Below are 25,186 nucleotides of genomic sequence, written 5' to 3'. Positions count from 1 at the left end.
TGACCAGGCAAGCGGAGGGTAAAAACCCTCCCCCGGCCAGCGATGTCACAGATTTCGTTATCGAGTCGACGCGCAAGCGCCTGACCTGCGGTTACCCTAACCTAACTTCGAACCATAGTCCTTTTTGCCGGATTCTGCCGTCCCCCGCGGGCGTACGCTCGCTGGACTTACAGGTGAGCCTTACCTAAAACCTTCACGGACCCCGAAGAACGCAGGGAGGCGGACCGGTGTTGTTTTCGAGCGCGCTGATCGGGCTGCGCGAAGGCCTGGAAGCCGCGCTGGTCGTCAGCATCCTGGTGGCCTTCCTCGTCAAGACCGAGCGGCGGCACGCGCTGCGCTGGGTGTGGCCGGGTGTCGGCGCCGCGGTGCTGCTGTCGGTCGCGGTCGGCGCGATCCTGACCTACACGACCGCCCAGCTCTCCTTCGAACACCAGGAACTGCTCGGCGGCAGCCTCTCGATCGTCGCCGTCGTGTTCGTCACCGCGATGATCTTCTGGATGCGCAAGGCTTCCAAGAGCATCGCCGCCGAACTGCGCGGGAAGATGGACGACGCGCTGAACGTCGGCCCCGCGGCCGTGCTGCTGCTGTCGTTCCTCGCCGTCGGGCGCGAGGGGCTGGAGACCGCGGTGTTCTTCTACTCCGCCGTCCAGACCGCGCAGTCGGACACCGCGCAGCCGCTGATCGGCTTCGCCGTCGGCATCGCGGCCGCGGTGGTGCTCGCCTGGCTGCTCTACAAGGGCGCGGTGCGGTTCAACCTGAGCAAGTTCTTCACGATCACCGGCGTCCTGCTGGTGTTCGTCGCCGCGGGCGTGCTCGGCTACGGCCTGCACGACCTGCAGGAGGCCGCCTTCCTGCCCGGGATCGGCAACCTGGCGTTCGACGCTTCGGCGACGCTGCCCGAGACGTCCTGGTACGGCGCGCTGCTCAAGGGCATCTTCAACTACTCGCAGCAGACCACCGTGCTGCAGGCCGTCGCCTGGGTCGCCTACGTCGCCGTCGTGCTGCCCCTTTTCCTCAAGCCCAGCAAGAAGACCGCGCCGGCACCCGCCGCCGCGGCCGCCTCGAAGGAGTGACCGTGCGCAAGACCCCCTCGCTGGCCGTAGTGGCCGGCGCCGCCGCCCTGGTGGCGCTGTCCGCCTGCGACAGCAAGAGCGACACCGCCGGTGCCGTGGCGGACGGCCCGATCAAGGTCTCGGCGTCCGACACCGCGTGCGAGGTCTCCGCGACCACGGCCAAGGCGGGCAACGTGACCTTCGAGATCACCAACAAGGGCACGAAGGTCACCGAGTTCTACCTCTACGCCGAGGGCGACCGGATCATGGGCGAGGTCGAGAACATCGCGCCCGGGCTCAACCGGCGGCTGATCGTCGAGGTCGCCGACGCCGGCAAGTACCAGACCGCGTGCAAGCCGGGCATGGCGGGCAACGGCATCCGCGGCGACTTCACCGTCACCGGCGGCGTCGCGAAGCAGAACGACACCAACGCGCAGAAGGCGCAGGCCACCAAGAGCTACGCCGAGTACGTCGCGAACAACACCGCCGCCCTGCAGGACGAGACGGTGAAGTTCGCCGACCTCGTGAAGGCGGGCAAGGCCGACGAGGCGAAGGCCACGTACGCGCGCACCCGCGTCTACTACGAGCGGATCGAGCCGGTGGCCGAGAAGTTCGGCGACCTCGACCCGGCCATCGACGTCCGCGAGGCCGACCTCGAGCCGAACCAGCAGTTCACCGGCTTCCACCGGCTGGAGAAGGACCTGTTCAAGACGGGCCTGCAGCCCGACAGCGGCCAGATCGCCGACAAGCTGGTGGCCGACGTCAAGGACCTGGTCGCCAAGACGAAGACGCTCGAACTGTCCGCTTTGGACCTCGCGAACGGCGCGAAGGGCCTGCTCGACGAGGTCGCGACCGGCAAGATCACCGGCGAGGAAGAGGCCTTCTCGCACACCGACCTCTGGGACTTCCAGGCCAATGTGGACGGTTCCAAGGGCGCGATCACCTCGCTGCGGCCGATCCTGCAGGCCAAGGACCCCGCGCTCGTGTCCACTCTGGACAAGGAGTTCGCGAACGTGCAGAGCCTGCTCGACAAGCAGCGCGCCGGTGACGGCTTCAAGCTCTACACCGAGCTGTCCCAGGACCAGGTCAAGGAGTTCGCCTCGGCCGTCGACGCGCTGAGCGAACCGCTGAGCAAGGTTGCGGAGGTCGTCTCCAAGTGACGTCGACAGAGGGCACGCCCGTCTCGCGGCGGAAGCTCTTCGGCCTGGCGGGCGCGGGTGTCGCGCTCGCCGGGGCCGGGGCCGCCGCCGGCATCGGGATCGACAAGGCGACGAGCGGCAACGCCGAGGCATCGACGAACATCGTCGACTTCCACGGTGCGCACCAGGCCGGGATCGTCACGCCGGCGCAGGCCAACCTGCACTTCGCGGCCCTCGACGTCACCACGAAGGACCGCGAGAAACTGCGGCAGCTGCTCAAGACGTGGACCGAGGCGGCCCGCCGGATGACGGCGGGCCAGGAGGTCGTCGCGAACGGCGCGGTGGGCAGCGGCGCGTACGCCCCGCCCGGCGACACCGGCGAGGCGCTCGACCTGCCGCCGTCGAACCTGACGCTGACCATCGGGTTCGGGCCGTCGCTGTTCGACGGCCGGTTCGGCCTGGCGGGCAAGCGCCCGCCGCAGCTGATCGACCTGCCGCTGTTCCCGAAGGACAAGCTCGACCCGGCCCGCAGCGGCGGCGACCTGTGCATCCAGGCCTGCGCGGACGACCCGCAGGTGGCGGTGCACGCCGTCCGCAACCTGGTGCGGCTCGGCTTCGGCGTCACCGAGGTCCGCTGGTCGCAGCTCGGTTTCGGCCGCAGCTCGTCGACTTCGCGGGAGCAGCCGACCCCGCGGAACCTGTTCGGGTTCAAGGACGGCACGAACAACATCAAGGCCCAGGACACCGACTTCCTCCGCGACCAGGTCTGGGCCGAGCCCGGCGACGGGCAGGCGTGGATGGCGGGCGGCACGTACCTGGTGGCCCGCCGGATCCGGATGCACATCGAGACGTGGGACCGCGAAACCCTCGACGGCCAGGAGAAGATCGTCGGCCGCACGAAGGGCGTCGGCGCCCCGCTGGGCCAGACCGCGGAGTTCGACGAGCTGGACCTGGACGTCGGCGGCGCGGACGGCGAGAAGGTGATCCCGGAGGACGCGCACGTCCGGCTGGCCTCGCACCAGGCCCTCAACGGCGTCCGGCTCCTGCGGCGGGGCTACAACTTCGTCGACGGTTCCGACGGCGTCGGGCACCTCGAAGCGGGGCTGTTCTTCCTGGCGTTCAACCGCGACACCCGGAAGCAGTACGTGCCGATGCAGCAGGCGCTGTCGTCGAAGGACGCGATGATGGAGTACGTCCAGCACAACGGCTCCGCGCACTTCGCGGTCCCGCCGGGCTTGACCCGCGAGTCGAGCTGGGCCGACGCTCTGTTCTCCTGAACCCGGTTGCCTAAAGTCTTTAGGTTGATCTACTCTGACTTTAGGCAACTGGGAGAAGGCTGATGGTTCGAGCAGGACTGACCACGGAACGCGTGGTGCGCGCCGGAGCGGAGCTGGCCGACGAGGCCGGCTTCGACCGGGTGACGCCGTCGGAGCTGGCGCGGCGGCTCGGCGTCCAGGTCGCCAGCCTGTATTCGCACGTCAAGAACGCGCACGACCTGCGGACGAAGATCGCCTTGCTGGCGCTGGACGAGCTCGCCGGCCGGGCCGCCGCCGCGCTCGCGGGCCGATCCGGGCGAGACGCCCTCACCGCCTTCGCCGACGTCTACCGCGACTACGCCCACGAGCACCCCGGCCGGTACGCCGCGGCGCAGCTGCGGCTCGACCCGGAGACCGCCGCCGCGAGCGCCGGTCCCCGGCACGCCGAGCTGATGCGCGCGATCCTCCGCGGCTACGCCCTGGCGGAACCGGACGAGACGCACGCCGTGCGGCTGCTGGGCAGCGTCTTCCACGGGTTCGTCAGCCTCGAAACCCAGGGCGGGTTCGACCACAGCTCGCCCGCCGCGGCCGAGAGCTGGGTCCGCGTCCTCGCCGTCCTCGATTCCCTCCTGCGCGATTGGCCACGGTCTTGATCGACATTCCCCTGACCGCGGACCTCGTCCGCGGTGCCCTCGAACTCGAACGCACCGGGCGCGGCCTGGTGCCCCACCGGCTCCCGGCTCGCGCGCGGGCGCAGAACAGCGATCCGCGGCTCGCCATGGCCGAGGCGCAGCCCGCGGGCGTCCGGCTGCGGTTCCGGACCACGGCCGACGTCGTCGAGCTGGAGACGCTGCCGACCAAGCAGGTGTACGCCGGCGCCCCGCCGCGGCCGGACGGCGTGTACGACCTGCTCGTCGACGGCGAACTCACCGCGCAGGCGAGCGTGGCCGGCGGCCACACCCTGAACGTCGACATGGCGACCGGGGCGTCCTCGCTCACCACGGGCTCCTCCGGGGTGGTCCGGTTCGCCGGGCTGGGCGGGCAGCCCAAGGACGTCGAACTCTGGTTGCCGCACAACGAGCTCACCGAGCTCGTCGCCCTGCGCACCGACGCGCCGGTCGAGGCGGTTCCCGGACGCCGGGTGTGGCTGCACCACGGCAGCTCGATCAGCCACGGTTCGAACGCGGCGAGCCCCGCGACGACGTGGCCCGCGCTCGCCGCCACCGCGGCCGGCGTCGACCTGGTGAACCTCGGCTTCAGCGGCAACGCGCTGCTCGACCCGTTCACCGCGCGGGCGTTGCGCGACACGCCCGCCGACCTGATCAGCGTCAAGCTGGGCATCAACGTGGTCAACGCGGACCTGATGCGCCTGCGGGCGTTCGGGCCCGCCGTGCACGGCTTCCTCGACACGATCCGCGACGGCCACCCGGACACCCCGCTCGTGGTCGTCTCGCCGCTGTACTGCCCGATCCACGAGCAGACGCCCGGCCCTGGCGACTTCGACCACGCGGCACTGGCGGCGGGCGAGCTCCGGTTCCGCGCGACCGGCGACCCGGCCGAGCGGGCGGCGGGCAAGCTGACGCTGGAGGTGATCCGGGCCGAGCTGGCCCGGATCGTGACGCAGCGGCAAGCCGAGGACCCGAACCTGAGCTACCTCGACGGCCGTTCGCTGTACGGTGAAGCCGACTTCGCGGACCTCCCGCTACCGGACGACCTCCACCCTTGTCCGGCCGCCCACCGCCGGATCGGGGCGCGGTTCGCCTCGCGGGTGCTTGACTTCAAGGGAGCTTGAAGTTGGAGGCTTCGGGCATGTTCACCGAAGCAGAGCTCGCTTACCTCGCCGCCCAGCCGCTGGGCCGGCTGGCGACCCAGCAGCCGGACGGAACCCTCCAGAACAGCCCGGTCGGCTTCCGCTACAACCCGGACGAGAAGACCATCGACGTCACGGGGCACAACCTGCGCGCCAGCAAGAAGTTCCGCAACATCGCGACGCACGATCGCGTGGCGTTCGTCGTCGACGACCTCCCGTCGACGAACCCGTGGCGGGTGCGGTGCCTGGAGGTCCGGGGCCGGGCCGAGGCGCTGGTCGGGGTGAACGTGCCGGACGGCCACCTGGACGACGCCGTGATCCGGATCCACCCGGAACGCATCGTGGCCTTCGGCGTCGAGGACTGGGACCGGGAGCCCCTGGAACTGGAGATGAACATCCGCAGCGTCTGAAGCCCACCCGGCCCAGCGCCCCAATGTGGCCTTCGGTGCGCTCAACGCACCCAATGTGGCCTTCGGTGCGCCCAACGCACCCAATGTGGCCTTCGGTGCGCCCAACGCACCCAAGGTGGCCTTCGGTGCGCCCAACGCACCCAAGGTGGCCTTCGGTGCGCCCAACGCACCGAAGGCCACATTGGGGCGCTAGCGGCGGCCGCCCCAAGCCGTGTACGTCACCGCTCCGGTGAGGGCCAGGATCGCCGCCGTCCAGGTGGCCGCCGGGGTTTCCGGGGGCTGGAGCAGCCACGCCGCGATCTGGCCGGCGGTCGAGGAGTCGCGCGGGACGAACGGGCCGATCGCGCACCAGGCCAGCGGCAGCGTCCAGCCGAACTGGCCGCCGGCGATCGTGGCCGACAGGCCGGCCAGGCCCGCCAGACCGGCCGCGTCGCGCACGATGATCGACGTGTCGACCGCGGACGTTCCCAGTTCCTGCACCGCCAGCACCGCGGCGGCGGCCACGAGGCCGGTCAGCGCCAGGTGCGCGAACCGCCGCACCGGCCACGGCAGGGCCGCGGACCGGTCGAGGTCGGCGTCCTGGCCGCTCAGCCCGATCGCCGCCACCGCGATCGCCGAGGTCAGCGTCAGCACGGCCAGGATCACGTCCCACGAGCCGCGGCCGAGGAACCAGATCCCGAGCGTCGCCGACAGCAGTGCGGCGGCCGCCGCCGGAAGCTGCCGCGACCGGGCGTAGAGCGTCGCCCACCTCATCGCAGGGCTCCCGGCACCAGCGTGTCGAGCGGGTCGCCCTGGCAGGTCAGGAGCACCTGGCGCATGGCGACGATCCGGCCGAACCGGACCTCCTCGGGCAACGCACGGAACTTCGCCCAGGCCTGCTCCAGCACGCCGGACTGCACGAGGAACCATTTCCCGGCGTACTCGGGCAACGGCTTCAGCTCGCCGGTGAAGTGCGCCGCCGCGATCATCCGGGCGCCCAGGTCGGCCAAGCTGCCGACGTACGGCGGGTCGCACGAGGGCACCCCGGCACCGGACAGCACCGCGAGCCGCAGGTCGTCCGCGTTCGCCGTGAGCAAGGCGTCGTTGCGCTGGAAGTCCAGGTAGACGACGCCGGGATCGCGGGGAACCGGGCCGGTGACGGGGTTCGGCGCGATCTGCTCCTCGATCCGGGTGGGCGCGCCGGGCAGCTTCGCCAGCATCGCCAGCGCTTCCCGGCCCGGCCCGGCCAGTGCGGCCAGCCTGTCCTCGTGCACCCGGCTGACGCAGATCGGGCCGTCGCAGAGCTTCCGGGCGGCGACGCTGTCCGGGACCAGCAGCCCGTCGGCGGAAGCCGGGAAGACCGGCAGGGCGATCGCCGCCCCGGCCACCACCGGCAGCAGGCCGAGGACCTTGGCCCGCGCGGACTTCGCCGCCAGCAGCAGGAGGCCGGTCGCGGCGAGACCGGCGAACCACGCCGCCTGCCCGAGGTCCGTCGGAGCCGACGTCGTCACGAGCACGCCCCGCGGCTGCCCGAGGGCCGGCGCCAGCAACGCGAACCGGTGGTAGGGCACCGACAGCACGTTCGCTTCGACCGACGTCCAAGCCAGCACGGACGCCACCAGGGTCAGCACGGCCAGCGCGGGCGCGGTCAGCGGGTGCGGCAGCAGCCGCCCGGCCGCGAGGCCGATCCAGCTGCCCGCCACGACGGCGAGCAGGCCGACGAGCACGACCGGCAGGAAGCTCGCGGACACGAACCCGCCGTGCCCGAGCACCTCGGCCACCCCGACGCCGAACACCAGCAGGAAACCGAGCGCGCTCAACGCGCCCACCGCGCCGGCCAGCCGGATCGCCCGGTGCCAGCCCGGGCGGGACGTCGTGGACAGCAGTTCGACCATGCCGGAGCGGCTGTCCCGCATGCCCTGGATCGCCCCGGCACCGACCGCGATCGGCCACAGGAACACCAGCAGGAACCGCAGCCACAGGGCGGTGGTCGTCGTGTTCCCCGTCCACGGCGCGGGCACCTTCCACCACGGCCCGGACAGCAGGAACAGGAAGCCGAGCGCGACGACGAGCAACGCCAGCCCGGCCCAGGGCGCGATCGAGCGCCGCAGTTCGGTGCGCAGGATCATCACCACGCCCCCTTGCCGTGCTCGTGGTTCAGCAGCGCCGAATAGCCGCGCTCGATCGGGCTGTCCCCGGTGTGCTCGGGGGTGCCCGCGGCCGCCAGCTCGTCCGGGGTGCCCTGGAACACCAGCTTGCCGTCGGCGAACAGGATGACGTCGGAGCACGCCGTGCCCACGTCCTCGACCAGGTGCGTCGAGATCAGCACGCACGAGTCCTGGCCGAGTTGCTGCACCAGCTCGCGGAACCGCACGCGCTGCGCCGGGTCGAGCCCGGCGGTCGGCTCGTCGAGCAGCAGGATGTCCGGGTCGTTGACGATCGCCTGTGCGATGCCGACCCGGCGCACCATCCCGCCCGACAGGGTTTTCATCCGGTCGTCCGCGCGGTCGGCGAGCCCCACCCGCTCGATCGCGCGCTGCACCGCACCCGGGATGTCCTCTTTGGACATCTCCTTGAGCCAGGCGATGTACTCGACGAACTCCCGGACGGTGAACCGCTTGTAGAACCCGAAGTTCTGCGGCAGGTACCCGATCCGCCGTCGCAGGCCGCGCTGCCCGGTGTGCCCCCCGGCAGGCACACCGAGCAGCGACAGCCTCCCCTCCGCCGGCCGGAGCACCGTCGCCAGTGCCCGGATCAGCGTCGTCTTGCCCGCGCCGTTGGGCCCGAGCAAGCCGTGCACCCCCTTGCCGAGCGACAGGTCCAGCCCGTTCACGGCCAGTTTCCGGCGGCCCACCCGCACCTTCAGCCCCTCGGCCTGGATTTCCCAGGCGTAGGCCGTCGGTGCGACCTCCGCCGCTCCCACTGCACGCATGTTCCGTCCTCCCTAGTTGCGCGCGCCGAGCCGGGTGAACGCGCCCTTGTGCAGGGCGGCCACCACCGTCGTCAGCGCGAAGATCCCCACCCACACCGGCCACGCGCCGGTGCTGAGCGCAAACGTTTGCCGCTGGGCCGCGACGGTGGGCAGCACCAGTGCCGCCATCCACACCGCGACCAGCACGTACGCCGCCCGCGTGACGCCGATCAGCCCGCCCAGCGCGAGCGTGCCCGTCGTGAAGGCCAGGCTCGGCAGCAGCCAGAGCGCCGGCGCCGTGCCGGTCAGCCACCCGGCGACGCCCAGCACCGGCAGGACGACGAGCAGCACGGCCAGCGTCCGCCGCGCGACCAGGTACAGCCCGGCGCGCGGCGTCGCGACGACGACTTCGTACGCCGGATCCAGCCCCCGCGCCCACGACACGGCGACCCCGAGCACCGGCAGCACCGGCGCGAAGAGCTGCACCGCCGTGACGTCCAGCACCGAGTGCCCGACGCGGTCCAGCACCACCGCCAGCAGGACGACCAGCACGATCATCGCCAGCCACGGCACCATCACCGGGGTGGCCCAGGTGGTGAGCCACCGGCCGAAGCGGCGTCGCGCCGGGTGCGCGGGCACGCCCGGCACCCCGGTGCCCGCCGCCAGCCGGGCCCAGACCAGGTCCACCACCGGCTGGACCGGCGCGGCCTCGGCGAGCCGCGCCCGGCAGACCGGGCACGCCTCGAGGTGGGCTTCGAGGCCCCACAGCTGGTCACCCGGGAGGTCCTCGCCCGCCACGTACGCGGCGATGAGCCGCTCCGGCGCATGGTTCATGACAGTGCCTCCCGCAATGCGATCCGCGCCCGGCGCGCCCGGGTCTTGACCGTCCCCTCCGGCAACCCCAGCAGGACGGCGGTCTCCCGGACGGTCAGCCCGTCCAGCACCATGGCCTGCAGCACCGCCCGCAGCTCCGGCGCGAGGTCGCGCAGCGCGGAGCCGACCTCGTCGCCCATCGTCGCCGCCAGGAGCTCGTCCTCGGCGCCCGCCACCGGGGCGGCGTCGAGGGCCATCGCCGGTGGCGGCTGGGCGTGGTGCGCCCGGCGCCGGAACGCGTCGACCAGCCGGCGGGCGGCGATCGTCCAGAGCCAGCCGACCGCGCTCCCGCCGGTGGCCGCGCCCGCGAACGAACCCGCCGCCCGCCAGACGGCCAGGAACGTCTCCTGCATGACCTCCGCGACGATCTGCTCGTCCGCGCACCGGCGGCGCAGGCGCACGGCGAGCCATGGCGCCGTGCGGCGGTAGAGCTCCTCGAACGCCGCGCGGTCGCCCTTGGCCGTGCGCCGGACGAGGTGCTCCTCGTCGGCGTTCTCCACTGGCTTGTGTCTCACACCGGGCAAGACGCCGGATGAGCCGATACGGTTCTCATCCGAATGTGTGCTGCGTCACACCGAGCGCGAGGGCCAGAACTTCCGCCAGCCGTCGGCCTCCAGGGTCGTCGGCTCCAGCCCGGCGTCGCGGGCGGCCTGCTCGGCGGCCTGGATGTCCTTCGCGAACTGCTTCGCCAACGCCCTCAGCTCGCCCTCGGCGTCGACGCCCGCCCGGCGGGCGGTGGCGGCGATGCGGAACAGCTGGGCGGCCGCACCGGTGCCTTCGGGAAAGAGGTCGAGCGGGATGCCCGCGCGCCCGGAGCGCTGCCCGAGCTTGCCCGCCAGCGCGACGGCGGGCTGGCCGAGCGCCACGCCGTCCACAATGGATCGACGTTGCTTCTCGCGCTGCTTCAGCTCTTCCCACTTGACGTTCTGGTGCTCGACGGTGTGCACCGCGTCGGCGCCGGCGAAGACGTGCGGGTGCCGTCCGACCAGCTTCGCGACGAGCGCCGCGGCGACGTCGTCGATGCCGAACGGGTCTTCCGGGTCCTCGGCCGCCACCCGCGCGTGGAAGAGCACCTGCAGCAGGACGTCGCCGAGCTCTTCGCGCAGCGCCTCGCGGTCGCCTTCCTCGATGGCGTCGAGCAGCTCGTAGGTCTCCTCGACCAGGTACTGCCGCAGCGAATCGTGCGTCTGCACCGCGTCCCACGGGCAGCCGCCCGGCGAGCGGAGCCGGTCCATCACGTCGGCGGCCTCGACCAGCGGCGGCACCGGCGTCTCGATGACGTCCGCGCCGGTCGCGATGAGCAGCGACGCCGCCGGCTCGTCCCGGGACCCCGCGAGCAGCACGACGTCCTTCAGCGAAGGCGCCTCGGTGACGGCCGGGACCCCGAACGCAGCCGGGTCGACGTCCGTGGCCGCGTAGACGGCAGGTGATTCACGCAGGATCTTGAGCGCCGCACCGGGCAGCGTCGTCCCGCGGACGACCACGACGACACCCGTGCTCACTGCTGGGTACGACCGGACCCGCCCGGGGGCAGCACGAGGCCCTGCGTGGCGTCCTGGTTCGGCACGACGGTCAGGCCCACGGCGTCCCACACGCCGTACCGCTTGTTGACCCGCGCGCCGAGTTCGTCGAACAGCGGCTGCAGCTGCCGCATGCCGACCGCGGTCTTGGTGCCGGCGTCGAGCGCCGGCGCCTGCTCCGTGGCGACGGTCCGGTCGTCCGTGCGCTGCCGGATCACAGCGACGAGCCAGGTGCCGGCCAGATCCTGGCTCGGGTAGGGGACGGCCGTGACGGTCCCGGCCGGCGAACCGAAGATCGGCGTGGAAGCGAGGGCACCGGCCTGCGCGGCGGGCACCGCGTCCCCGAGGCCGGTGAGCGGCGGGATGGCATCGACGTTGTTGCCCTGCTGCTTCGCCTGCTGCCGCAGCTGGGCCTCGTACTGGACGTCGGCGCCGATGCGCTGCTGCGCGGCCGCCGGGTCGGCGGCGAACTGCCGGGCGAGGTCGAGGGCTGCCTTCTTCGCTTCGGCTCCTTGGAGCGCGGAGCCGGTGTTGGGATCCGGCATCGAGCCGATCGTCGTGAAGTCGAAGGTGACCGACAGGTTCGGGACGGCCTTCTCGGCCAGCGCCTGGGCGAGGTAGGTGTCGGTCAGCGACTCGCGGTGGTCACGCGAGCGGGCAACGACCTGGCTGACGGCCTGAGCCTCGTTGCTCGCGTCGGCGGGGACCGGACCGTTGAGGGGATCCTTCGCCAGCTGGGCGTCGATCTGCCCGTGGTTGGGCGTAATGCCCTGCTTCGCGGCGGCCTGGAGGAGCAGCTCGTGCAGGACGAGCTGGGTGACGGCGGCCCGGCCGAGCGTTTCGAGCTTGTGCTCGCCGGCGAGCTTCTGTGCATAAGGCTGCTCGCGGACGGCCTTGTCGATCAGCTCCTGCACCTGGTCGATGGAGACGGTGTGGTCACCGACGACCGCGGCGGCACCGACCTGGCTGGGGCCCGAGCCACACCCGGCGAGCAGAAAAGCACCGGCAACGACCGCGACCAGCGCGCGAGGGCGCCCCATGATCCGCATCACAGGCCATACCCTCTCACACCACCGCCCCCGAACCGCAACACCCACGCCCTGCCGACGGCAGTGTTCAGCGAAGTTGGCTGAGCAACTCACGCCAGGTGGGGGTGGAGGCGGTGAGGATGCCGCCTTCGCGGTCCTTGGTATCCCGGATCAGGACCTTGGGGCCGGTGGCGACCTCGACGCACTCATCACCGTTGGTGCTGTAGCTGCTCTTACGCCAGGTGACCATCATCCCGCCGCGCTCCCGATGAGTAGAGGTTCTTCGCCAGGTCGGCGATGAATTCCCTCGATTGTGCCTGATCGAGAGCGACCCGATCGAGCCCTTTGAGCACTTGGCGGTAGGCCACCACCTCCGCGGGCTCCTCGAGGAACAGCGAAGACACCTCACTGTCGATGAAGATGACGGGTTTGAACTCTGCCGACTCGATCAATTTGAAATGCCCCGCCATTGCCGGATGACCACCGCACCGGGCGGGAACGATCCGGATCGAGATGTTGCTGCGATCGGCGAGCCGGCCGAGCTGCCGAAGCTGGTCGCGCATGACATCGGGCGCTCCGCGCCCGATGGGCAGCCGGAGCACGAATTCGTGCAGGTAGAAGTCGAAGGTGACGGAGGGCTTCTTGTCGAGGATCACCTGGCGGGCCATTCGGGCGAACACCAGCTCATCGATGTGGTCCGGATCGGTCGCGTTGCCGATCTCCGCGATCAAGCTCCGGGCGTAGTCGGCGGTCTGCAGCAGTCCCGGCACCGAGCAGCCGTGAAACTGCGACATGGCGGTGGCCCGCTTCTCGTGCCAGATCAACGTGCGCAGCTGCAGCGGCTTCTCAAGGAGGCCGGGAGTGCGCATTTCGTCGCCCATGGCCATCAGCTCGCGGTATTCCTCGCCCCGGAACCCGAGCGTCGTGAGGAAGCGGGCCAGGTGGACCGGCGACGGGCGGGCGCGGCCGCGGGTCACCGCCGATACCCACTGCGCGCTCATCTCCAGGCGTCGGGACATTTCCCGGACGCCCCAGCCCTTCTCCGCCATCCGCTGGAGCAGCCGGTCGCCGAGCTGCCGGGCCCGGATGTTCGGCTCGCGATATTCCGCCATGGACCGAACGTAAGGGCAGACCCAAGAGAAACCCAGGCGCCACAACGGAAAGTCCCCCGATGTGGCGCCGGTGTCCACTCCCCCTTACACAGCAGCCGGTTTCTTCGTCAGCTGGAGCAGCAGTTTCGTGCACCACTCCAGCAGCTCTTCGTCCCGCAGCGTCGGCGCGCCGATCCGGCCGCCCGCCGGGCCCTCCGTGGGCTTCGGCACCGACACCGTGTTCGTCACCGCCTTGTACGCCGCCTTCGGGTACAGCCGCTTCAGGCGCACCATCTGCGAGTCCAGCAACGGCAGCGGCGCGAACCTGATCGTGTTGCCCTGGACCGCCACCTCCGTCACGCCCGCCTCGCGGCACGTGTGCCGGAACTTCGCCACCGCCAGCAACCGGTTGACCGGCGCCGGCGGCTGGCCGTAGCGGTCGATGAGCTCTTCGCGGACCGCGTCGAGGCCCTCGGTGTCCGGCGCCGCCGCGATCTTGCGGTACGCCTCCAGGCGCAGCCGCTCGCCAGGGACGTAGTCGTGCGGGATGTGGGCGTCGATCGGGAGGTCGACGCGGACGTCGGCCATCTCCTCGTCCTCCGCCGGCTCCGCGCCCGCGTGCCGCCTGAACGCGTCGACCGCTTCGCCGACCAGCCGCACGTACAGGTCGAACCCGACGCCCGCGATGTGCCCCGACTGCTCCGCACCGAGGATGTTGCCCGCGCCGCGGATCTCGAGGTCCTTCATCGCGACCGCCATGCCCGCGCCGAGCTCGGTGTTCTGGGCGATCGTCGCCAGGCGGTCGTGGGCGGTCTCCGTCAGCGGCGCCTCCGGCGGGTACAGGAAGTACGCGTACCCGCGCTCGCGCCCACGCCCGACCCGGCCGCGCAGCTGGTGCAGCTGGGCCAGCCCCAGCAGGTCGCCGCGCTCGACCAGGAGCGTGTTGGCGTTCGAGATGTCCAGCCCGGTCTCGACGATCGTCGTGCAGACCAGGACGTCGTACTCGTTCTCCCAGAAGCCCTGGATGATCTTTTCGAGCTTGTCCTCGTTCATCTGGCCGTGCGCGGTGACGACCCGCGCCTCCGGCACCAGCTCCCGGATCCGCCGCGCCGCCTTCTCGATCGAGGAGACGCGGTTGTGGACGTAGAAGACCTGGCCGTCGCGCAGCAGCTCGCGCCGGATGGCCGCGCCGACCTGCTTGTCGTCGTACGCGCCGACGTAGGTCAGGATCGGGTGGCGGTCTTCCGGCGGGGTCAGGATCGTCGACATCTCGCGGATGCCGGCCAGCGACATCTCCAGGGTGCGCGGGATCGGTGTCGCCGACATGGTGAGCACGTCGACGTGCGTGCGCAGCGCCTTGATGTGCTCCTTGTGCTCGACGCCGAACCGCTGCTCCTCGTCGACGATGATCAGGCCCAGGTCCTTCCAGCGGACGCCGGTCTGCAGCAGGCGGTGCGTGCCGATGACGATGTCGATCTCACCGCTGGCCAGCTGCTCCAGGGTCGCGTCGGTCTCGCTCTTGGCGGAGAACCGCGACAGGCCGCGGATCTTCACCGGGAACGAGCGCATCCGCTCGGTGAACGTGTTCAGGTGCTGCTGGGCGAGCAGCGTGGTCGGGACGAGGACCGCGACCTGCTTGCCGTCCTGGACCGCCTTGAACGCGGCGCGGACCGCGATCTCGGTCTTGCCGTAGCCGACGTCGCCGCAGATCACGCGGTCCATCGGGACGCCGCGTTCCATGTCGCCCTTGACCTCGTCGATCGCGGCGAGCTGGTCGTTCGTCTCCGTGAACGGGAAGGCGTCTTCCAGCTCGTGCTGCCACGGCGTGTCCGGGCCGAACGCGTGCCCGGGCGCGGACTGGCGCGCCGCGTACAGCTGGACGAGCTCCGCGGCGATCTCCTTGACCGCCTTCTTGGCCCTGGCCTTGGTGTTCTTCCAGTCGGAGCCGCCGAGCTTGTTGAGCGTGGGCAGCTCGCCGCCGACGTACCGGGAGACCTCGTCGAGCTGGTCGGTGGGCACGAACAGCCTGTCACCCGGGTGGCCGCGCTTGGACGACGCGTACTCCAGCAGGAGGTACTCGCGGGTGGCGCCGGCGACCGTCCGCTGGACCATCTCGACGAACCGGCCGATGCCGTGCTGCTCGTGCACGACGTAGTCGCCGGCCTTGAGCGCGAGCGGGTCGACCGCGTTGCGCCGCCGGGACGGCATCTTGGTGTTCAGGTCCTTTGTGGACGTTCCGGCGCCCGCGCCGCGGCCGGTGAGGTCCGCTTCGCTGAGCACGACCAGGGCGCGCTCCGGCGAGACGAACCCGTCGGTGAGGCCGCCGCAGGTGACCGTGACCATGCCGGGTGCCGGTGCGCCGGTGAGGCCGTCACCGGCCTGGGTCGCCGGGACGTCGGCGGCCGTGAGCTGCTCCACCGCGCGCGCCGCGGTGCCCTGGCCGGCGACGACGAGCACCGCCGTGCCACCCGCCGCGGTGTGCGCGCGCAGGTCCGCCGTCGCACGCTCGAGCTCGCCGCGGTAGGCGGGCGCGGCCTCGACCGAGACGCGGTAGACGTCCGGGTCTTCGCTGGTCAGCTGGGTGATCGTCCACCAGGCGCGCTTGGTGTCCTGCGCGTGGGACGCGATCTCGTCGAGCCCGCGGTAAGCCGACGCGCCGAGGTCGATCGGGGCCTGGCCGCCCGCCGCGGCCGTCGTCCAGGACGCTTCGAGGAACTCCTGGCCGGTGCGGACCAGGTCGGCGGCGCGGGCGCGGATCTTCTCTGGGTCGGTGAGCAGCACGTGGGTGCCTGCCGGCATCGCGTCGGTGAGCAGCTCGAGCTCGCCTTCGCAGAGGACCGGGATGAGCGCTTCCATGCCCTCGACCGGGATGCCGTCGGCGAGCTTGGTGAGCATCTCGGCCAGGTGCGCGTCGGCTTCGTACGTCTTCGCCAGCTCCGCGGCCTTCTCCCGGACCGGCTGGGTCAGCAGCAGTTCGCGGCACGGCGGCGCGGTGACCCGCTGGATCTCGCCGGGCAGCGACCGCTGGTCGGAGACGGCGAACGCGCGGATCTCGCTGACCTCGTCGCCCCAGAACTCCACCCGGACGGGGTGCTGCGCGGTGGGCCCGAACAGGTCGAGGATGCCGCCGCGGACGGCGAACTCGCCGCGCTTCTCGACCATGTCGACGCGGGTGTACGCCAGCTCGACCAGCCGCTCGAGAAGGCCTTCGAAGCTCTGTTCTTCGCCGACGACGAGGTCGACCGGGGCGAGGGACCCGAGACCGGGCGCCATGGGCTGGATCAGGCTGCGGACGGTGGCGACGACCACGCGCAGGTCGTCGTCCCCGGTCTTCAGCCGGTGCAGCACTTCCAGCCGCCGGCCGACGGTGTCCGCACGCGGGGACAGGCGCTCGTGCGGCAGGGTTTCCCAGCTCGGGAAGTCGGCGATTCTGTGCTTGCCCAGTAGCGCGCCGAGGGACGCGGTCAGCTCGTCGGCCTCGCGGCCGGTGGCGGTGACGGCGAGCACGGGCTTGCCGGCACCCGCATCGGCGGCGAGCACGGCGGCGACGAGCTGCCGGGCGGCGATCGGGCCCTGCAGCTCGAGCAGCGGCGCGCCGGCGCGCTCGACCACGCCGCGCAGAGCCGGGTCGGGAAGGACGGCGGTGAGGAGTCCGGACAGTGGAGCGTCGGTCACGGTCCCAGACTACGTGCCACCCCCGACAGTTCCGATCACGGCTGGTCGCGGCCCAGAGCGCCCCAAGGTGGCCTTGGTTGCGTTGAACGCACCGAAGGCCACATTGGGTGCGTCCAACGCACCGAAGGCCACATTGGGTGCGCTCAACGCACCGAAGGCCACATTGGGTGCGTTGGACGCACCGAAGGCCACATTGGGGCGCTGGCAAGGTGTCAAGAGCGCAGCAGGTTCGCCACCTCGGCGACGCGGGGCAGCTGCTCGTCAAACACCTTCGGGTCCGTGCTCGCGATGCGCAGCAGGAAGTGCTCCACGCCTTCGTACTTCCGCAGCTGCGCCGCCACCTCCGCGGCACTGCCGCTCACCTGCATCTGGATCCCCTGGACGAACGCCGCCGGCCGGCCGTAGTTGCGCTGGCAGTAGTCCTCCAGCAACGTGAGCCCGCGGTCGGTGTCGTCCTCCACCAGGACCGTCGCGAACAGCGCCGCGGTCACCGGGCGTGCCGCCGTCGCGCGGATCCGGGCCAGGCCGGAGCCGTAGTCCGCCGGGTCCGGCGGGTAGGGCAGCCAGCCGTCGTACAGCCGGCCGGCCCGCTCCAGCGCGCCCGGCGTGTACGCCGCCAGCCACACCGGCGGGCCACCCGGGCGGGCCGGGGCGGGGAACTCCGGCAGCGAGTCGTAGTGCAGCAGAGCGCCGTGGAAGGAGCGAGCGCCGCTCCACGCCGCGCGCCAGAGCGCCACGATGTCGTCCAGCCGGGCCCGGCGGCGCTCCCACGGCACGCCCGCGAACGCGAACTCCGGCTCGCTGCGCCCGGCGAACCCGGCGCCGACGGCCACCGTGAGCCGGCCGGAGCTCAGCAGGTCGAGCGAAAGCAGCTGGTTCGCCGTCAGAACCGGGTTCCGCAGGGCCGGGAGCAGCGCGGAGGTCCCCAGTGTCACCCGCGAAGTGCGGGCGGCGAAGGCGGCCAGGACGGTGAGCGCGTCCAGCGGAGCCCGCGCGAGAGTGTCGCCGACCCAGACCGAGTCGAGGCCGAGCCGCTCGGCGGCCACGGCGACGTCGACCAGCTCGGGTGCGGTCCGCCCGGCGTCGAGGATGGGCTGGTAGGTCGGGATGACCAGGCCGAAGTTCGTCATGGCCGAAGCGTCGCCGAAGCCGGGGTATGCCCTCAATTCCCCGCAGGGAATGGACGCACCGACCAGGATGGACCCGTGAACTTCGGAACGGCGCTCAAGGACTGGCGCACCCGGCGGCGGATCAGCCAGCTCGACCTGGCCCTGCGCGCGGGCACGACGCAGCGGCACGTCAGCTTCATGGAGAGCGGGCGCTCGCTGCCCGGCCGCAGCATGGTCGTGCGCGTCGCCGAATCCCTCGAACTCCCCCTGCGCGAGCGCAACGGCCTCCTGCTCGCCGCGGGCTACGCGCCGACGTACCCCGAAACGCGGCTCGACGACCCGGCGATCCGGCCGGTGCTCGACGGCCTGCGGCGGCTGCTCGACGGCCACCGGCCCTACCCCGCGATCGTCGTCGACCGCTACGGCGTGCTGGTCGCGGCGAACGACGGGTTCGGGCTGCTCACCGAGGGGGTGGACCCGGAACTGCTGCGCGAACCGGTGGACACGCTGCGGCTGGCGCTGCACCCGAAGGGGATGGCACCGCGCGTGGCCAACCTCGACGACTGGGCCCGGCACATCCTCGAACGCCTCCGCAGCGACCTGGCCCGCGCCCCGGACGAACGGCTGGCCGCGCAGCTCGACGAGCTGGCGGGGTACCTGCCGCCGCCGTCCCCGCCCGGCCCGGAGCACCTGGGGTTCGCGGTCCCGGTCCGCCTGGCCACCTCGATCGGCGAGCTGCGGCTGATCACCGCGATCACGACGTTCGCGACGGCGGCGGACGTGACCGTGTCGGAGCTGAAGCTGGAGACGTTCCTGCCCGCGGACGCCGAGACCGCGGAACGCCTTCACACCACCAGCGCCGTCGGGTGACCGATGGCCGCGGCAGGCTGTCCACGCCGGGCCCTCCCCACCGCCACCGGCAGCGCCGCGCGGTAGACGAACGCGGGCGGCAGGTTGCCCCAGACGACCTGCGTGCGCTCCACCACCGCGAACCGGCTTCGCAGCGACGCGGCGAAGCGGCGGGCAGGTGGCGTCCAGGCCGTGTGGCGTACGCGAACGTCGTGAACCTGCCGCTCGGAGCCAGTGCCGCGGTGACCGCGTCGAGGATGCGCTGCTGCCGGGCCGCGGTCATGGCCGTCCACGGCAGACCGGAGACGACGACGTCGACGCCGGCCAAGCGCGCTTCGGGGCGAAGCAGCGCGAGGACCGCTTCGGTGAACACGCCGGTGCCCGGCCCGAGTTCCGCGACGCACGACGCGCGTTCCAGGCCGAGGCCCGCCGTCATCTCTTCGGCCAGCCGCGGCGAACTCGGCGCGATCGCGCCCGTCAGGACGGGGTGGCGGAGGAATTCCCTGGTGATCGACATGTTCCCGACGCTAGGAACGGCCGGGGTGGCCACGAATCGGCCGGACCGGCCCGTTCAGTCCTCCCCGGGGAGGACCCGATCGGGCCGGAGGGATGACGCCCCGGCCCCTTCCCTGGCGCTACGTTCGGCGGCATGGAACAACTCGTCGTGTGGATGCGCAGGCACCGGTGGACCGTGGACCTGCCGCTGTACGCGGTGTTCGCCCTCCTCTCGCCGAACTGGGTGGGCGAGGGTTCGTGGGGCGTGCGGGCGATCCCGATGCTGTTCCTGCTCCCGCTGCTGGTGCGCCGCAGGTTCCCGCGCACGGTCGCGGTGCTGATCATCGCCGGGGCGGCGGCCGTGTACTTCAACGACGTCTGGGCGTACGACCGCGGCCGCACCGAACTGGCCATGGCGGTCGTGCTGTTCAACCTGGTGAAGCTGCGGCACCGGTGGTTCGCCGCGGTGATCGCCGCGGCGATCGTCGTGCTCGGCGTCCAGTGGGTTTCGCTCTACGCGCCGGAAACCGCGAACCCGACCTTCACGATGATCAGCATCCTGCCGCTGCACATCGCGGCCTGGGCGCTCGGGGAGTTCTTCCGCACCAAGGAACAGCTCACCGCGGAAGAGGAGAAGCGCGACGACGCCCAGACCCGCGCGGCGGTCGCGGAAGAGCGCACCCGGATCGCGCGCGAGCTCCACGACGTCGTGGCGCACAGCATGAGCGTGATCGTGCTGAACGCCGAAGGCGCGAAGCTCGCCCGCCACCGCGACCCGGCCGTCGTCGACCGCACGCTCGACACGATCGTCCACACGGGCCGGGACGCACTGGCCGAGCTGCGCCGGCTCCTCGAAGTCCTGCACGCCGGCCAGGCGGCGCGCAGCCCCCAGCCGACGCTCGCCGAACTGCGCGAGCTCGTCGGGCAGTCCGGGCGGGACGTCACGCTCGACGTCACCGGCGACCCGGGCGCTCTGCCCGCGAGCGCCGCGCTGCAGGCGTACCGGATCGTCCAGGAGGCACTGACCAACATGATCAAGCACGCCCCAGCCGACGCTACCGGCCGGGTCAGCGTCGCCTTCGAGCCCCCCGAGGTCCGCATCGAGGTGACGAACACGGGCGGCCACGCCCCACCGGCGCGGGCCCTGCCATCCTCCGGGCGCGGCCTGGCGGGAATGCACCAGCGCGTCGAGATGTACCACGGCAAGCTGACCACCGGCCCCCTCCCCGACGGCGGGTACCGCGTGTCCGCGAGCCTGGTGGTGGGCTCGTGACCACCCGCATCCTCCTCTGCGACGACCAGCAGCTCGTCCGCGTCGGCCTGCGCATGATCGTCGAAAGCCAAGACGATCTCTCCGTCGTGGGCGAAGCGGGCAACGGCGAAGAAGCCGTCGCCCTCGCGCAGGAACTCCGGCCCGACCTGGTGCTGATGGACGTGCGGATGCCGGTGCTCGACGGTGTCGCGGCGACCGCGCGGATCTGCGGCGAGCTGCCGGACGTGCGCGTCCTCGTCATCACGACCTTCGACCTCGACGAGTACGCCTACGCCGCGTTGCGGGGCGGGGCCAGCGGGTTCCTGGTCAAGGACGCGCCCGCGGACGAGATGCTCGTCGCGATCCGGGGTGTGCTGCGGGGTGACTCGATGGTGTCGCCGTCGGTCACGCGGCGGCTGCTCGACCGGTACCTCGCCGACGAGCGCGATCCCGTGGACGTCGCGAAGCTCGAAGCGCTGACCGAACGGGAGAAGGACGTGCTGGGCCTTATCGCGCGCGGGCTCTCCAACAGTGAGATCGCCGCGAAGCTGTACATCGGCGAGACGACGGTGAAAACGCACGTCGGGCGGGTCCTCGGCAAGCTGCGGCTGCGCGACCGGGTGCACGCCGTGGTCTTCGCCTACGAGTCCGGGCTGGTCCGACCGGGTTCCTGATCACTCCCTATTTAACCTCTTGATACGGAGGTTTAGAGTACTTTGCATGACGATATACAAGTCCGAAGCAGGGGCTGCCCTCCTCCGTCGGCGGTACCTCGACGCCCTGCAGGCCTGGCCTGTTCCCCGTGAGGACGTGCGCGTCCCGACACCCGAAGGCGAGACGTTCGTGCTGGTCTCGGGGCCGGCCGGCGCGCCGGCCCTGGTGCTGCTGCACGGGTCCGGCAGCAACTCCGCGGAGTGGGCCGCCCGGATGCCGGCGCTGGCCGGGCGGTTCCGGGTGTACGCCGTCGACGTCATCGGCGAACCCGGGCTGAGCGCCGAGGCGCGCCCGCCGCTCGACAGCGACCGCTACGCGCGGTGGCTGGACGCGGTGCTGGACCACTTCGGCGTCGAGCAGGCCGCCTTCCTGACGTCGTCGTTCGGTGGCTGGCTCGCGCTCGACTTCGCGATCCGGCGGCCCGGGCGCGTCGCCGCACTGGCGTTGCGGTGCCCGGTCGGCCTCGGCCCGATGAAGAAGGGGTTCGTCGTCAAAGCCGTCCTGCTGGCGCTGCTCGGCGAGAAGGGGCGGCGGAAGTCCGTCGCCGGCGCGGTGGGCGAGCCGGAGTCGTCGCCGATCGTGGCGCAGCAGCTGCTGGTGTCCGCGAACTACCGGTACCGCACCGGGCCGTTCCCCGTCTTCGGCGACGCGGCCCTGGAACGGCTGAGCATGCCGGTGTACGCCGTCGCCGGGGCAGACGACGCCATGGTCGATTCCGCGACGACGAAACGGCGGCTCGAAGCGGCGGGCGCCGTCGTGGACCTGGTTCCCGGCGCCGGGCACTACCTCCCCGGCGAGGCGGACCTGGAGTTCCTCACGCGCCGCGCGGCGAACGGCGATTTCACCGGTTGATGGGAGGATGGGCCTCATGCGGCGTTCGCTGGGTCTCATCGGTGCGGTGTCCCTGCTGGTCCTGGGCTGTTCGGGCGCGGCGAGCGAGCCCGTGCAGAGCGTCCCGCCCGCGGCCACGCCGGCCGCCGCGAGCGGGGCGTTCAAGGTCGAGACGGTGACCGCCGGGCTGGAGCACGGCTGGGACATCGGCTTCCTGCCCGACGGCGGCATCCTCGTGCCCCAGCGGCCCGGCAAGCTCGCGCTCGTCCGGGGCGGACAGGCCACCGAGGTGCGCGCCGACTTCTCCGACGTCCTGGTCAAGGGCGAAGGCGGGCTGCTCGGCATGGCCGTCAGCCCGGACTTCGCCACCAGCCGCGAGTTCATCACCTGCCAGAACCACCAGGAAGGCGGCCGGGCCGTCGACGTCCGGCTGGTCACCTGGACACTGGCCGCCGACGGCGCGAGCGCGACGAAGGTGAAGGACCTGCTCACCGGGCTGCCGGTGAACCCGAGCGGGCGGCACTCCGGCTGCCGTCCGACGTTCGCGCCGGACGGCGCGCTGCTCGTCGGCACCGGCGACACCGCGCGCGCGTCGATCGCGCAGGACCGCCGCTCCCTCGGCGGCAAGGTGCTGCGGCTGGACGCGAAGACCGGGAACCCGTTGCCGGACAACCCGTTCATCTCTTCGAGCGACCCGCGCGAACGGCTGGTCTACACCTACGGTCACCGCAACGTCCAGGGCGTGGCGATCCGCCCGGGCAGCGGCCAGGTGATCACTACCGAGCACGGGCCGTCGTTCGACGACGAGGTCAACCTGCTGAAGCCGGGCGGCAACTACGGCTGGGACCCGTCGCAGGGTGGCACGGAATCGAGCTACGACGAGAGCGTGCCGATGACCGACCTCCAGCGCTTCCCGGACGCCGTGAGTCCGATGTGGACCTCCGGCCGGACCACCGAGGCGATCTGCGGCAACGCCTTCCTGACCGGCGCGCAGTGGGGCGCGAACGACGGCGCGCTGGTCGTGACGGCGCTCAAGGGCCAGAAACTGCTGCTGTACCGCCTGGACGCGGCGGGCAAGGTCCTCGAAGTCACGCTGCCCCCGGAGTTCGACGACAAGTTCGGCCGCCTGCGCGCGGCCCGCAGCGGCCCGGACGGCGCCCTGTACGTGACCACGTCGGGCGGAAGCGACGACAAGCTGCTGAAGGTCACGCCCGCCTGACCATGAGAAAAGCACGGCCACCGGATGCCGTGGACACTTCCGCCGGGGCCGCGGATCGCGGAACATGGTGTGTACCAGAAGTTTTCGCCCGCCCCCGACGCGTGTTGGACGCGGTCCGAAGCAAGCGTTCCCGCGGCAGCACCGCGCCGGTCCCCGGGCGCCATCGCCGACCTGGCGACCGGGGACCGGCATCCAACTCCGGTCAGGCCTTCGCGGCCCTGAGCGAGCCCTTCACCGCGCTGACCGCCGTGGTCAGTGCCGCGGTCGCGGTGGGCCAGTCGACGGTCTCGTTCCAGGAAGCCAGCACCGCGACGGCGTAGGTGCGCGACGCGGTCCGGACCAGCCCCGTGGTGTTGAGCACCCGCCGGCCCTCGGAGCTGCCCCAGCCCTGCTTCACCGCCCAGGCCGCGCCCGGGAACGCCCGCGGGATCCCGAAGTGCTGGTCGAAGCCGTCCGCCGCGGCGCGGGGCGGCTCTTCCAGCGCGGCGGTGAGGAACTCGCGGCCTTCTTCGGACAGCTTTGCGGTGATGTGCCGGTACACCGTGACGACGTCGGTGGGCGACATCCGGGTGGAGCCCCACTTCCCCGGGTCGGCCGGGGGCGCGGTGTGCGTCAGCCCCAGCTTCCCGGCCTGCCGCCGGACGATGTCCGGACCGCCGTTCTGCTGCCACAGGCGGCTGGCGACGCGATCGTCGCTGGCCGAGAGCATGGTGTGGACGGCCGTCGCTTCGCTGTCCGAAGGCACTCCGGAGCGGTCGATCAGGTCGAGGGCGATGAGCAGCTTCACCACGGACGCGGTGGGCTGCGGCTGGTCGGCTTTCCACCGCGTTTCGACGGCGCAGGCGTCCAGGTCGACGATCTCGATCCCGAGACGCGGGTCGTTTCCCGTGCTCAGCAGGGCTTTTCTGGCTTCGGCGACGATGCTCGCCTGCTTGCCCGTGGGATCGGCGGGCGGCGCGGCGCACCCGGCGCGCCAGCTGTCGCTTCCGGAGCCGCTGTTGACGGCGATTGCGGTGAGCAAGCCACCCGTCACGAGAACCGCGGCGATTCCCGCACGCACCTTCACGTCGTCGAGTCGTATCCGCAACGCCCACCTCCGCCGGCTCCGTCAGGAATCCGAAGCTATGGCGAAGGCGGACCGCGGGTATCGCCCGAAGAGCCGGTCTGTTTTGGCCATTCGGCGGGCAACCAAGTCCCGGGAAGCGCACACACCGGCCGAACGGCCGATGCGCCGGCCCTATTTGCCCAGGTAGGCCCCGCCGTTGACGTGCACGACCTGCCCGGTGACGTGCCCGGCGGCGGGGCTCGCCAAGAACGTCACCACGGCGGCGACGTCGTCCGGCGTTCCCGGGCGCTTGTTCATCGTGTTGCCGATCAGCCAGTCGCGACGCTCGTCGCTCAGCTGCCCGTGGAAGAACTCGGTGTCCCCGATCAGGCCCGGCGCGACGACGTTCGCGGTGATCCCGCGCGGCCCGAGCTCCCTGGCCACACTCGCGTTCCAGGCTTCGACGGCCGCCTTCGCGGCCCCGTAGGACCCGGCGCCGGTGTGCGCGGCGATCGAGCCGACGGTGACGATCCGCGCGCCCTCGGCGAGGCGGTCACGCAGCGCGTGCGTCACCAGCGCGGCACTGACCACATTGGACCGCAGGTTCCGCTCGAACGCGGCCGCGAAGCCGGCCAGACCCGCTTCGCTTCCGCCGTCGAGGAAATCCGTGTTGCCGCCGGCGTTGTTGACGAGGACGTCGACGCGGTCCGGCAACTCGTCCAGTGCGGCTTCGACGGCCGCGGGATCGGCGGCGTCGAACACGACGGGCCGCGCGCCCGCGAGCGTCGCGGCTTCGGTGAGCACCTGCTCCCGGCGCCCGGTGATCGTGACGCGCTCGCCGGCCTCGGCGAAGGCCGCCGCCACGGCGTAGCCGATGCCCGTGCCGCCGCCCGTCACCACGATTTCCCTGTTGTTCGCCATGAACCCG

Annotated in this window: 24 protein-coding genes and 1 pseudogene; 11 read left to right on the top strand and 14 right to left on the bottom strand. The window is 71.7% G+C overall.

The window, feature by feature from the left end; translation table 11 throughout:
- Positions 1–227 precede the first annotated feature (227 nt).
- The 6 genes from efeU (at position 228) to ACLJQE_RS22735 (ending at position 5,667) form a co-directional block, all read left to right on the top strand.
- A complete protein-coding gene (gene efeU / locus ACLJQE_RS22760) occupies positions 228–1,073 on the top strand; it encodes an iron uptake transporter permease EfeU (RefSeq protein ID WP_410641333.1) in 846 nt (281 codons plus the stop codon).
- Entirely contained in the window at positions 1,070–2,212 is a 1,143-nt protein-coding gene (gene efeO / locus ACLJQE_RS22755; protein WP_410641332.1) for an iron uptake system protein EfeO, read from the top strand. The genes efeU and efeO overlap by 4 nt, the downstream gene beginning before the upstream one ends.
- Positions 2,209–3,468: an iron uptake transporter deferrochelatase/peroxidase subunit gene (gene efeB / locus ACLJQE_RS22750; RefSeq protein WP_410641331.1), complete on the top strand. Its 1,260-nt coding sequence runs from the start codon at positions 2,209–2,211 to the stop codon at positions 3,466–3,468. The genes efeO and efeB overlap by 4 nt, the downstream gene beginning before the upstream one ends.
- A 62-nt stretch (positions 3,469–3,530) precedes the next feature.
- A complete protein-coding gene (locus tag ACLJQE_RS22745; RefSeq protein ID WP_410641330.1) occupies positions 3,531–4,100 on the top strand; it encodes a TetR/AcrR family transcriptional regulator in 570 nt (189 codons plus the stop codon).
- Positions 4,097–5,239: a GDSL-type esterase/lipase family protein gene (locus ACLJQE_RS22740; RefSeq protein WP_410641329.1), complete on the top strand. Its 1,143-nt coding sequence runs from the start codon at positions 4,097–4,099 to the stop codon at positions 5,237–5,239. Before ACLJQE_RS22745 ends, ACLJQE_RS22740 begins: the two co-directional genes overlap by 4 nt.
- A gap of 17 nt (positions 5,240–5,256) precedes the next feature.
- Positions 5,257–5,667 (top strand): PPOX class F420-dependent oxidoreductase, encoded by a 411-nt coding sequence (locus ACLJQE_RS22735; RefSeq protein WP_410641328.1) that lies wholly within the window; start codon positions 5,257–5,259, stop codon positions 5,665–5,667.
- A 189-nt stretch (positions 5,668–5,856) separates the two neighbouring features.
- Here the strand turns inward: ACLJQE_RS22735 and ACLJQE_RS22730 are convergent, their stop codons facing one another.
- From ACLJQE_RS22730 to ACLJQE_RS22680, 11 genes are all read right to left on the bottom strand, one after another.
- Positions 5,857–6,420 (bottom strand): hypothetical protein, encoded by a 564-nt coding sequence (locus ACLJQE_RS22730; RefSeq protein ID WP_410641327.1) that lies wholly within the window; start codon positions 6,418–6,420, stop codon positions 5,857–5,859.
- A complete protein-coding gene (locus ACLJQE_RS22725) occupies positions 6,417–7,775 on the bottom strand; it encodes a hypothetical protein (RefSeq protein WP_410641326.1) in 1,359 nt (452 codons plus the stop codon). Before ACLJQE_RS22725 ends, ACLJQE_RS22730 begins: the two co-directional genes overlap by 4 nt.
- The gene (locus tag ACLJQE_RS22720; RefSeq protein ID WP_410641325.1) at positions 7,775–8,578 is read right to left on the bottom strand and encodes an ABC transporter ATP-binding protein; all 804 of its coding nucleotides are present in this window, start codon (positions 8,576–8,578) and stop codon (positions 7,775–7,777) included. Before ACLJQE_RS22720 ends, ACLJQE_RS22725 begins: the two co-directional genes overlap by 1 nt.
- A gap of 12 nt (positions 8,579–8,590) precedes the next feature.
- Positions 8,591–9,391 (bottom strand): zf-HC2 domain-containing protein, encoded by an 801-nt coding sequence (locus tag ACLJQE_RS22715; RefSeq protein ID WP_410641324.1) that lies wholly within the window; start codon positions 9,389–9,391, stop codon positions 8,591–8,593.
- Positions 9,388–9,945, bottom strand: a complete 558-nt coding sequence (locus tag ACLJQE_RS22710) for an RNA polymerase sigma factor (RefSeq protein WP_410641323.1) — start codon at positions 9,943–9,945, stop codon at positions 9,388–9,390. The genes ACLJQE_RS22715 and ACLJQE_RS22710 overlap by 4 nt, the downstream gene beginning before the upstream one ends.
- 54 nt (positions 9,946–9,999) lie before the next feature.
- Positions 10,000–10,932: a MazG family protein gene (locus tag ACLJQE_RS22705; RefSeq protein WP_410641322.1), complete on the bottom strand. Its 933-nt coding sequence runs from the start codon at positions 10,930–10,932 to the stop codon at positions 10,000–10,002.
- A complete protein-coding gene (locus ACLJQE_RS22700; RefSeq protein ID WP_410641321.1) occupies positions 10,929–11,990 on the bottom strand; it encodes a SurA N-terminal domain-containing protein in 1,062 nt (353 codons plus the stop codon). Before ACLJQE_RS22700 ends, ACLJQE_RS22705 begins: the two co-directional genes overlap by 4 nt.
- Positions 11,991–12,066: 76 nt before the next feature.
- Positions 12,067–12,231: a DUF397 domain-containing protein gene (locus ACLJQE_RS22695; protein ID WP_410641320.1), complete on the bottom strand. Its 165-nt coding sequence runs from the start codon at positions 12,229–12,231 to the stop codon at positions 12,067–12,069.
- Positions 12,212–13,090, bottom strand: a complete 879-nt coding sequence (locus ACLJQE_RS22690) for a helix-turn-helix domain-containing protein (RefSeq protein ID WP_410641319.1) — start codon at positions 13,088–13,090, stop codon at positions 12,212–12,214. The genes ACLJQE_RS22695 and ACLJQE_RS22690 overlap by 20 nt, the downstream gene beginning before the upstream one ends.
- 84 nt (positions 13,091–13,174) lie before the next feature.
- Positions 13,175–16,729: a transcription-repair coupling factor gene (gene mfd, locus ACLJQE_RS22685; RefSeq protein ID WP_410641522.1), complete on the bottom strand. Its 3,555-nt coding sequence runs from the start codon at positions 16,727–16,729 to the stop codon at positions 13,175–13,177.
- Between the two features lie 227 nt (positions 16,730–16,956).
- Positions 16,957–17,874 (bottom strand): LLM class flavin-dependent oxidoreductase, encoded by a 918-nt coding sequence (locus ACLJQE_RS22680; protein ID WP_410641318.1) that lies wholly within the window; start codon positions 17,872–17,874, stop codon positions 16,957–16,959.
- 75 nt (positions 17,875–17,949) lie between these two features.
- Between ACLJQE_RS22680 and ACLJQE_RS22675 the strand changes: the two genes are divergently transcribed.
- Positions 17,950–18,723, top strand: a complete 774-nt coding sequence (locus ACLJQE_RS22675) for a helix-turn-helix domain-containing protein (RefSeq protein ID WP_410641317.1) — start codon at positions 17,950–17,952, stop codon at positions 18,721–18,723.
- Here the strand turns inward: ACLJQE_RS22675 and ACLJQE_RS22670 are convergent.
- Positions 18,699–19,219 (bottom strand): annotated as a pseudogene (locus ACLJQE_RS22670) (class I SAM-dependent methyltransferase). The gene ACLJQE_RS22675 and the pseudogene ACLJQE_RS22670 sit on opposite strands and share 25 nt — an antisense overlap.
- Before the next feature lie 132 nt (positions 19,220–19,351).
- On the opposite strand from ACLJQE_RS22670, the gene ACLJQE_RS22665 reads away from it, so the two are divergent.
- The 4 genes from ACLJQE_RS22665 to ACLJQE_RS22650 are packed head-to-tail and all read left to right on the top strand — an operon-like array spanning position 19,352 to position 23,213.
- Positions 19,352–20,470 (top strand): sensor histidine kinase, encoded by a 1,119-nt coding sequence (locus tag ACLJQE_RS22665; protein WP_410641316.1) that lies wholly within the window; start codon positions 19,352–19,354, stop codon positions 20,468–20,470.
- Entirely contained in the window at positions 20,467–21,123 is a 657-nt protein-coding gene (locus ACLJQE_RS22660) for a response regulator (protein ID WP_410641315.1), read from the top strand. Before ACLJQE_RS22665 ends, ACLJQE_RS22660 begins: the two co-directional genes overlap by 4 nt.
- Positions 21,124–21,169: 46 nt before the next feature.
- Positions 21,170–22,015 (top strand): alpha/beta fold hydrolase, encoded by an 846-nt coding sequence (locus tag ACLJQE_RS22655; RefSeq protein ID WP_410641314.1) that lies wholly within the window; start codon positions 21,170–21,172, stop codon positions 22,013–22,015.
- 16 nt (positions 22,016–22,031) lie between these two features.
- A complete protein-coding gene (locus ACLJQE_RS22650) occupies positions 22,032–23,213 on the top strand; it encodes a PQQ-dependent sugar dehydrogenase (RefSeq protein WP_410641313.1) in 1,182 nt (393 codons plus the stop codon).
- 202 nt (positions 23,214–23,415) lie between these two features.
- Here the strand turns inward: ACLJQE_RS22650 and ACLJQE_RS22645 are convergent, their stop codons facing one another.
- Together ACLJQE_RS22645 and ACLJQE_RS22640 are read right to left on the bottom strand one after the other, a co-directional pair.
- Entirely contained in the window at positions 23,416–24,300 is an 885-nt protein-coding gene (locus tag ACLJQE_RS22645) for a hypothetical protein (RefSeq protein WP_410641312.1), read from the bottom strand.
- Between the two features lie 150 nt (positions 24,301–24,450).
- Positions 24,451–25,179: an SDR family NAD(P)-dependent oxidoreductase gene (locus ACLJQE_RS22640; RefSeq protein ID WP_410641311.1), complete on the bottom strand. Its 729-nt coding sequence runs from the start codon at positions 25,177–25,179 to the stop codon at positions 24,451–24,453.
- Between the last annotated feature and the right edge of the window lie 7 nt (positions 25,180–25,186).

The organism is Amycolatopsis sp. lyj-346 (assembly GCF_046548975.1).
GTDB lineage: Bacteria > Actinomycetota > Actinomycetes > Mycobacteriales > Pseudonocardiaceae > Amycolatopsis.
This window is presented reverse-complemented; position numbering and strand designations above follow the sequence as displayed.

Excerpts from the sequence above, each read along its gene's own strand:
- ACLJQE_RS22745 (WP_410641330.1), top strand. The coding sequence starts at position 3,531 with ATGGTTCGAGCAGGACTGACCACGGAACGCGTGGTGCGCGCCGGAGCG.
- ACLJQE_RS22735 (WP_410641328.1), top strand. The coding sequence starts at position 5,257 with ATGTTCACCGAAGCAGAGCTCGCTTACCTCGCCGCCCAGCCGCTGGGC.
- ACLJQE_RS22730 (WP_410641327.1), bottom strand. The coding sequence starts at position 6,420 with ATGAGGTGGGCGACGCTCTACGCCCGGTCGCGGCAGCTTCCGGCGGCG.
- ACLJQE_RS22725 (WP_410641326.1), bottom strand. The coding sequence starts at position 7,775 with ATGATCCTGCGCACCGAACTGCGGCGCTCGATCGCGCCCTGGGCCGGG.
- ACLJQE_RS22720 (WP_410641325.1), bottom strand. The coding sequence starts at position 8,578 with ATGCGTGCAGTGGGAGCGGCGGAGGTCGCACCGACGGCCTACGCCTGG.
- ACLJQE_RS22715 (WP_410641324.1), bottom strand. The coding sequence starts at position 9,391 with ATGAACCATGCGCCGGAGCGGCTCATCGCCGCGTACGTGGCGGGCGAG.
- ACLJQE_RS22700 (WP_410641321.1), bottom strand. The coding sequence starts at position 11,990 with ATGGGGCGCCCTCGCGCGCTGGTCGCGGTCGTTGCCGGTGCTTTTCTG.
- ACLJQE_RS22695 (WP_410641320.1), bottom strand. The coding sequence starts at position 12,231 with ATGATGGTCACCTGGCGTAAGAGCAGCTACAGCACCAACGGTGATGAG.
- ACLJQE_RS22690 (WP_410641319.1), bottom strand. The coding sequence starts at position 13,090 with ATGGCGGAATATCGCGAGCCGAACATCCGGGCCCGGCAGCTCGGCGAC.
- ACLJQE_RS22680 (WP_410641318.1), bottom strand. The coding sequence starts at position 17,874 with ATGACGAACTTCGGCCTGGTCATCCCGACCTACCAGCCCATCCTCGAC.
- ACLJQE_RS22665 (WP_410641316.1), top strand. The coding sequence starts at position 19,352 with ATGGAACAACTCGTCGTGTGGATGCGCAGGCACCGGTGGACCGTGGAC.
- ACLJQE_RS22655 (WP_410641314.1), top strand. The coding sequence starts at position 21,170 with ATGACGATATACAAGTCCGAAGCAGGGGCTGCCCTCCTCCGTCGGCGG.
- ACLJQE_RS22650 (WP_410641313.1), top strand. The coding sequence starts at position 22,032 with ATGCGGCGTTCGCTGGGTCTCATCGGTGCGGTGTCCCTGCTGGTCCTG.
- ACLJQE_RS22640 (WP_410641311.1), bottom strand. The coding sequence starts at position 25,179 with ATGGCGAACAACAGGGAAATCGTGGTGACGGGCGGCGGCACGGGCATC.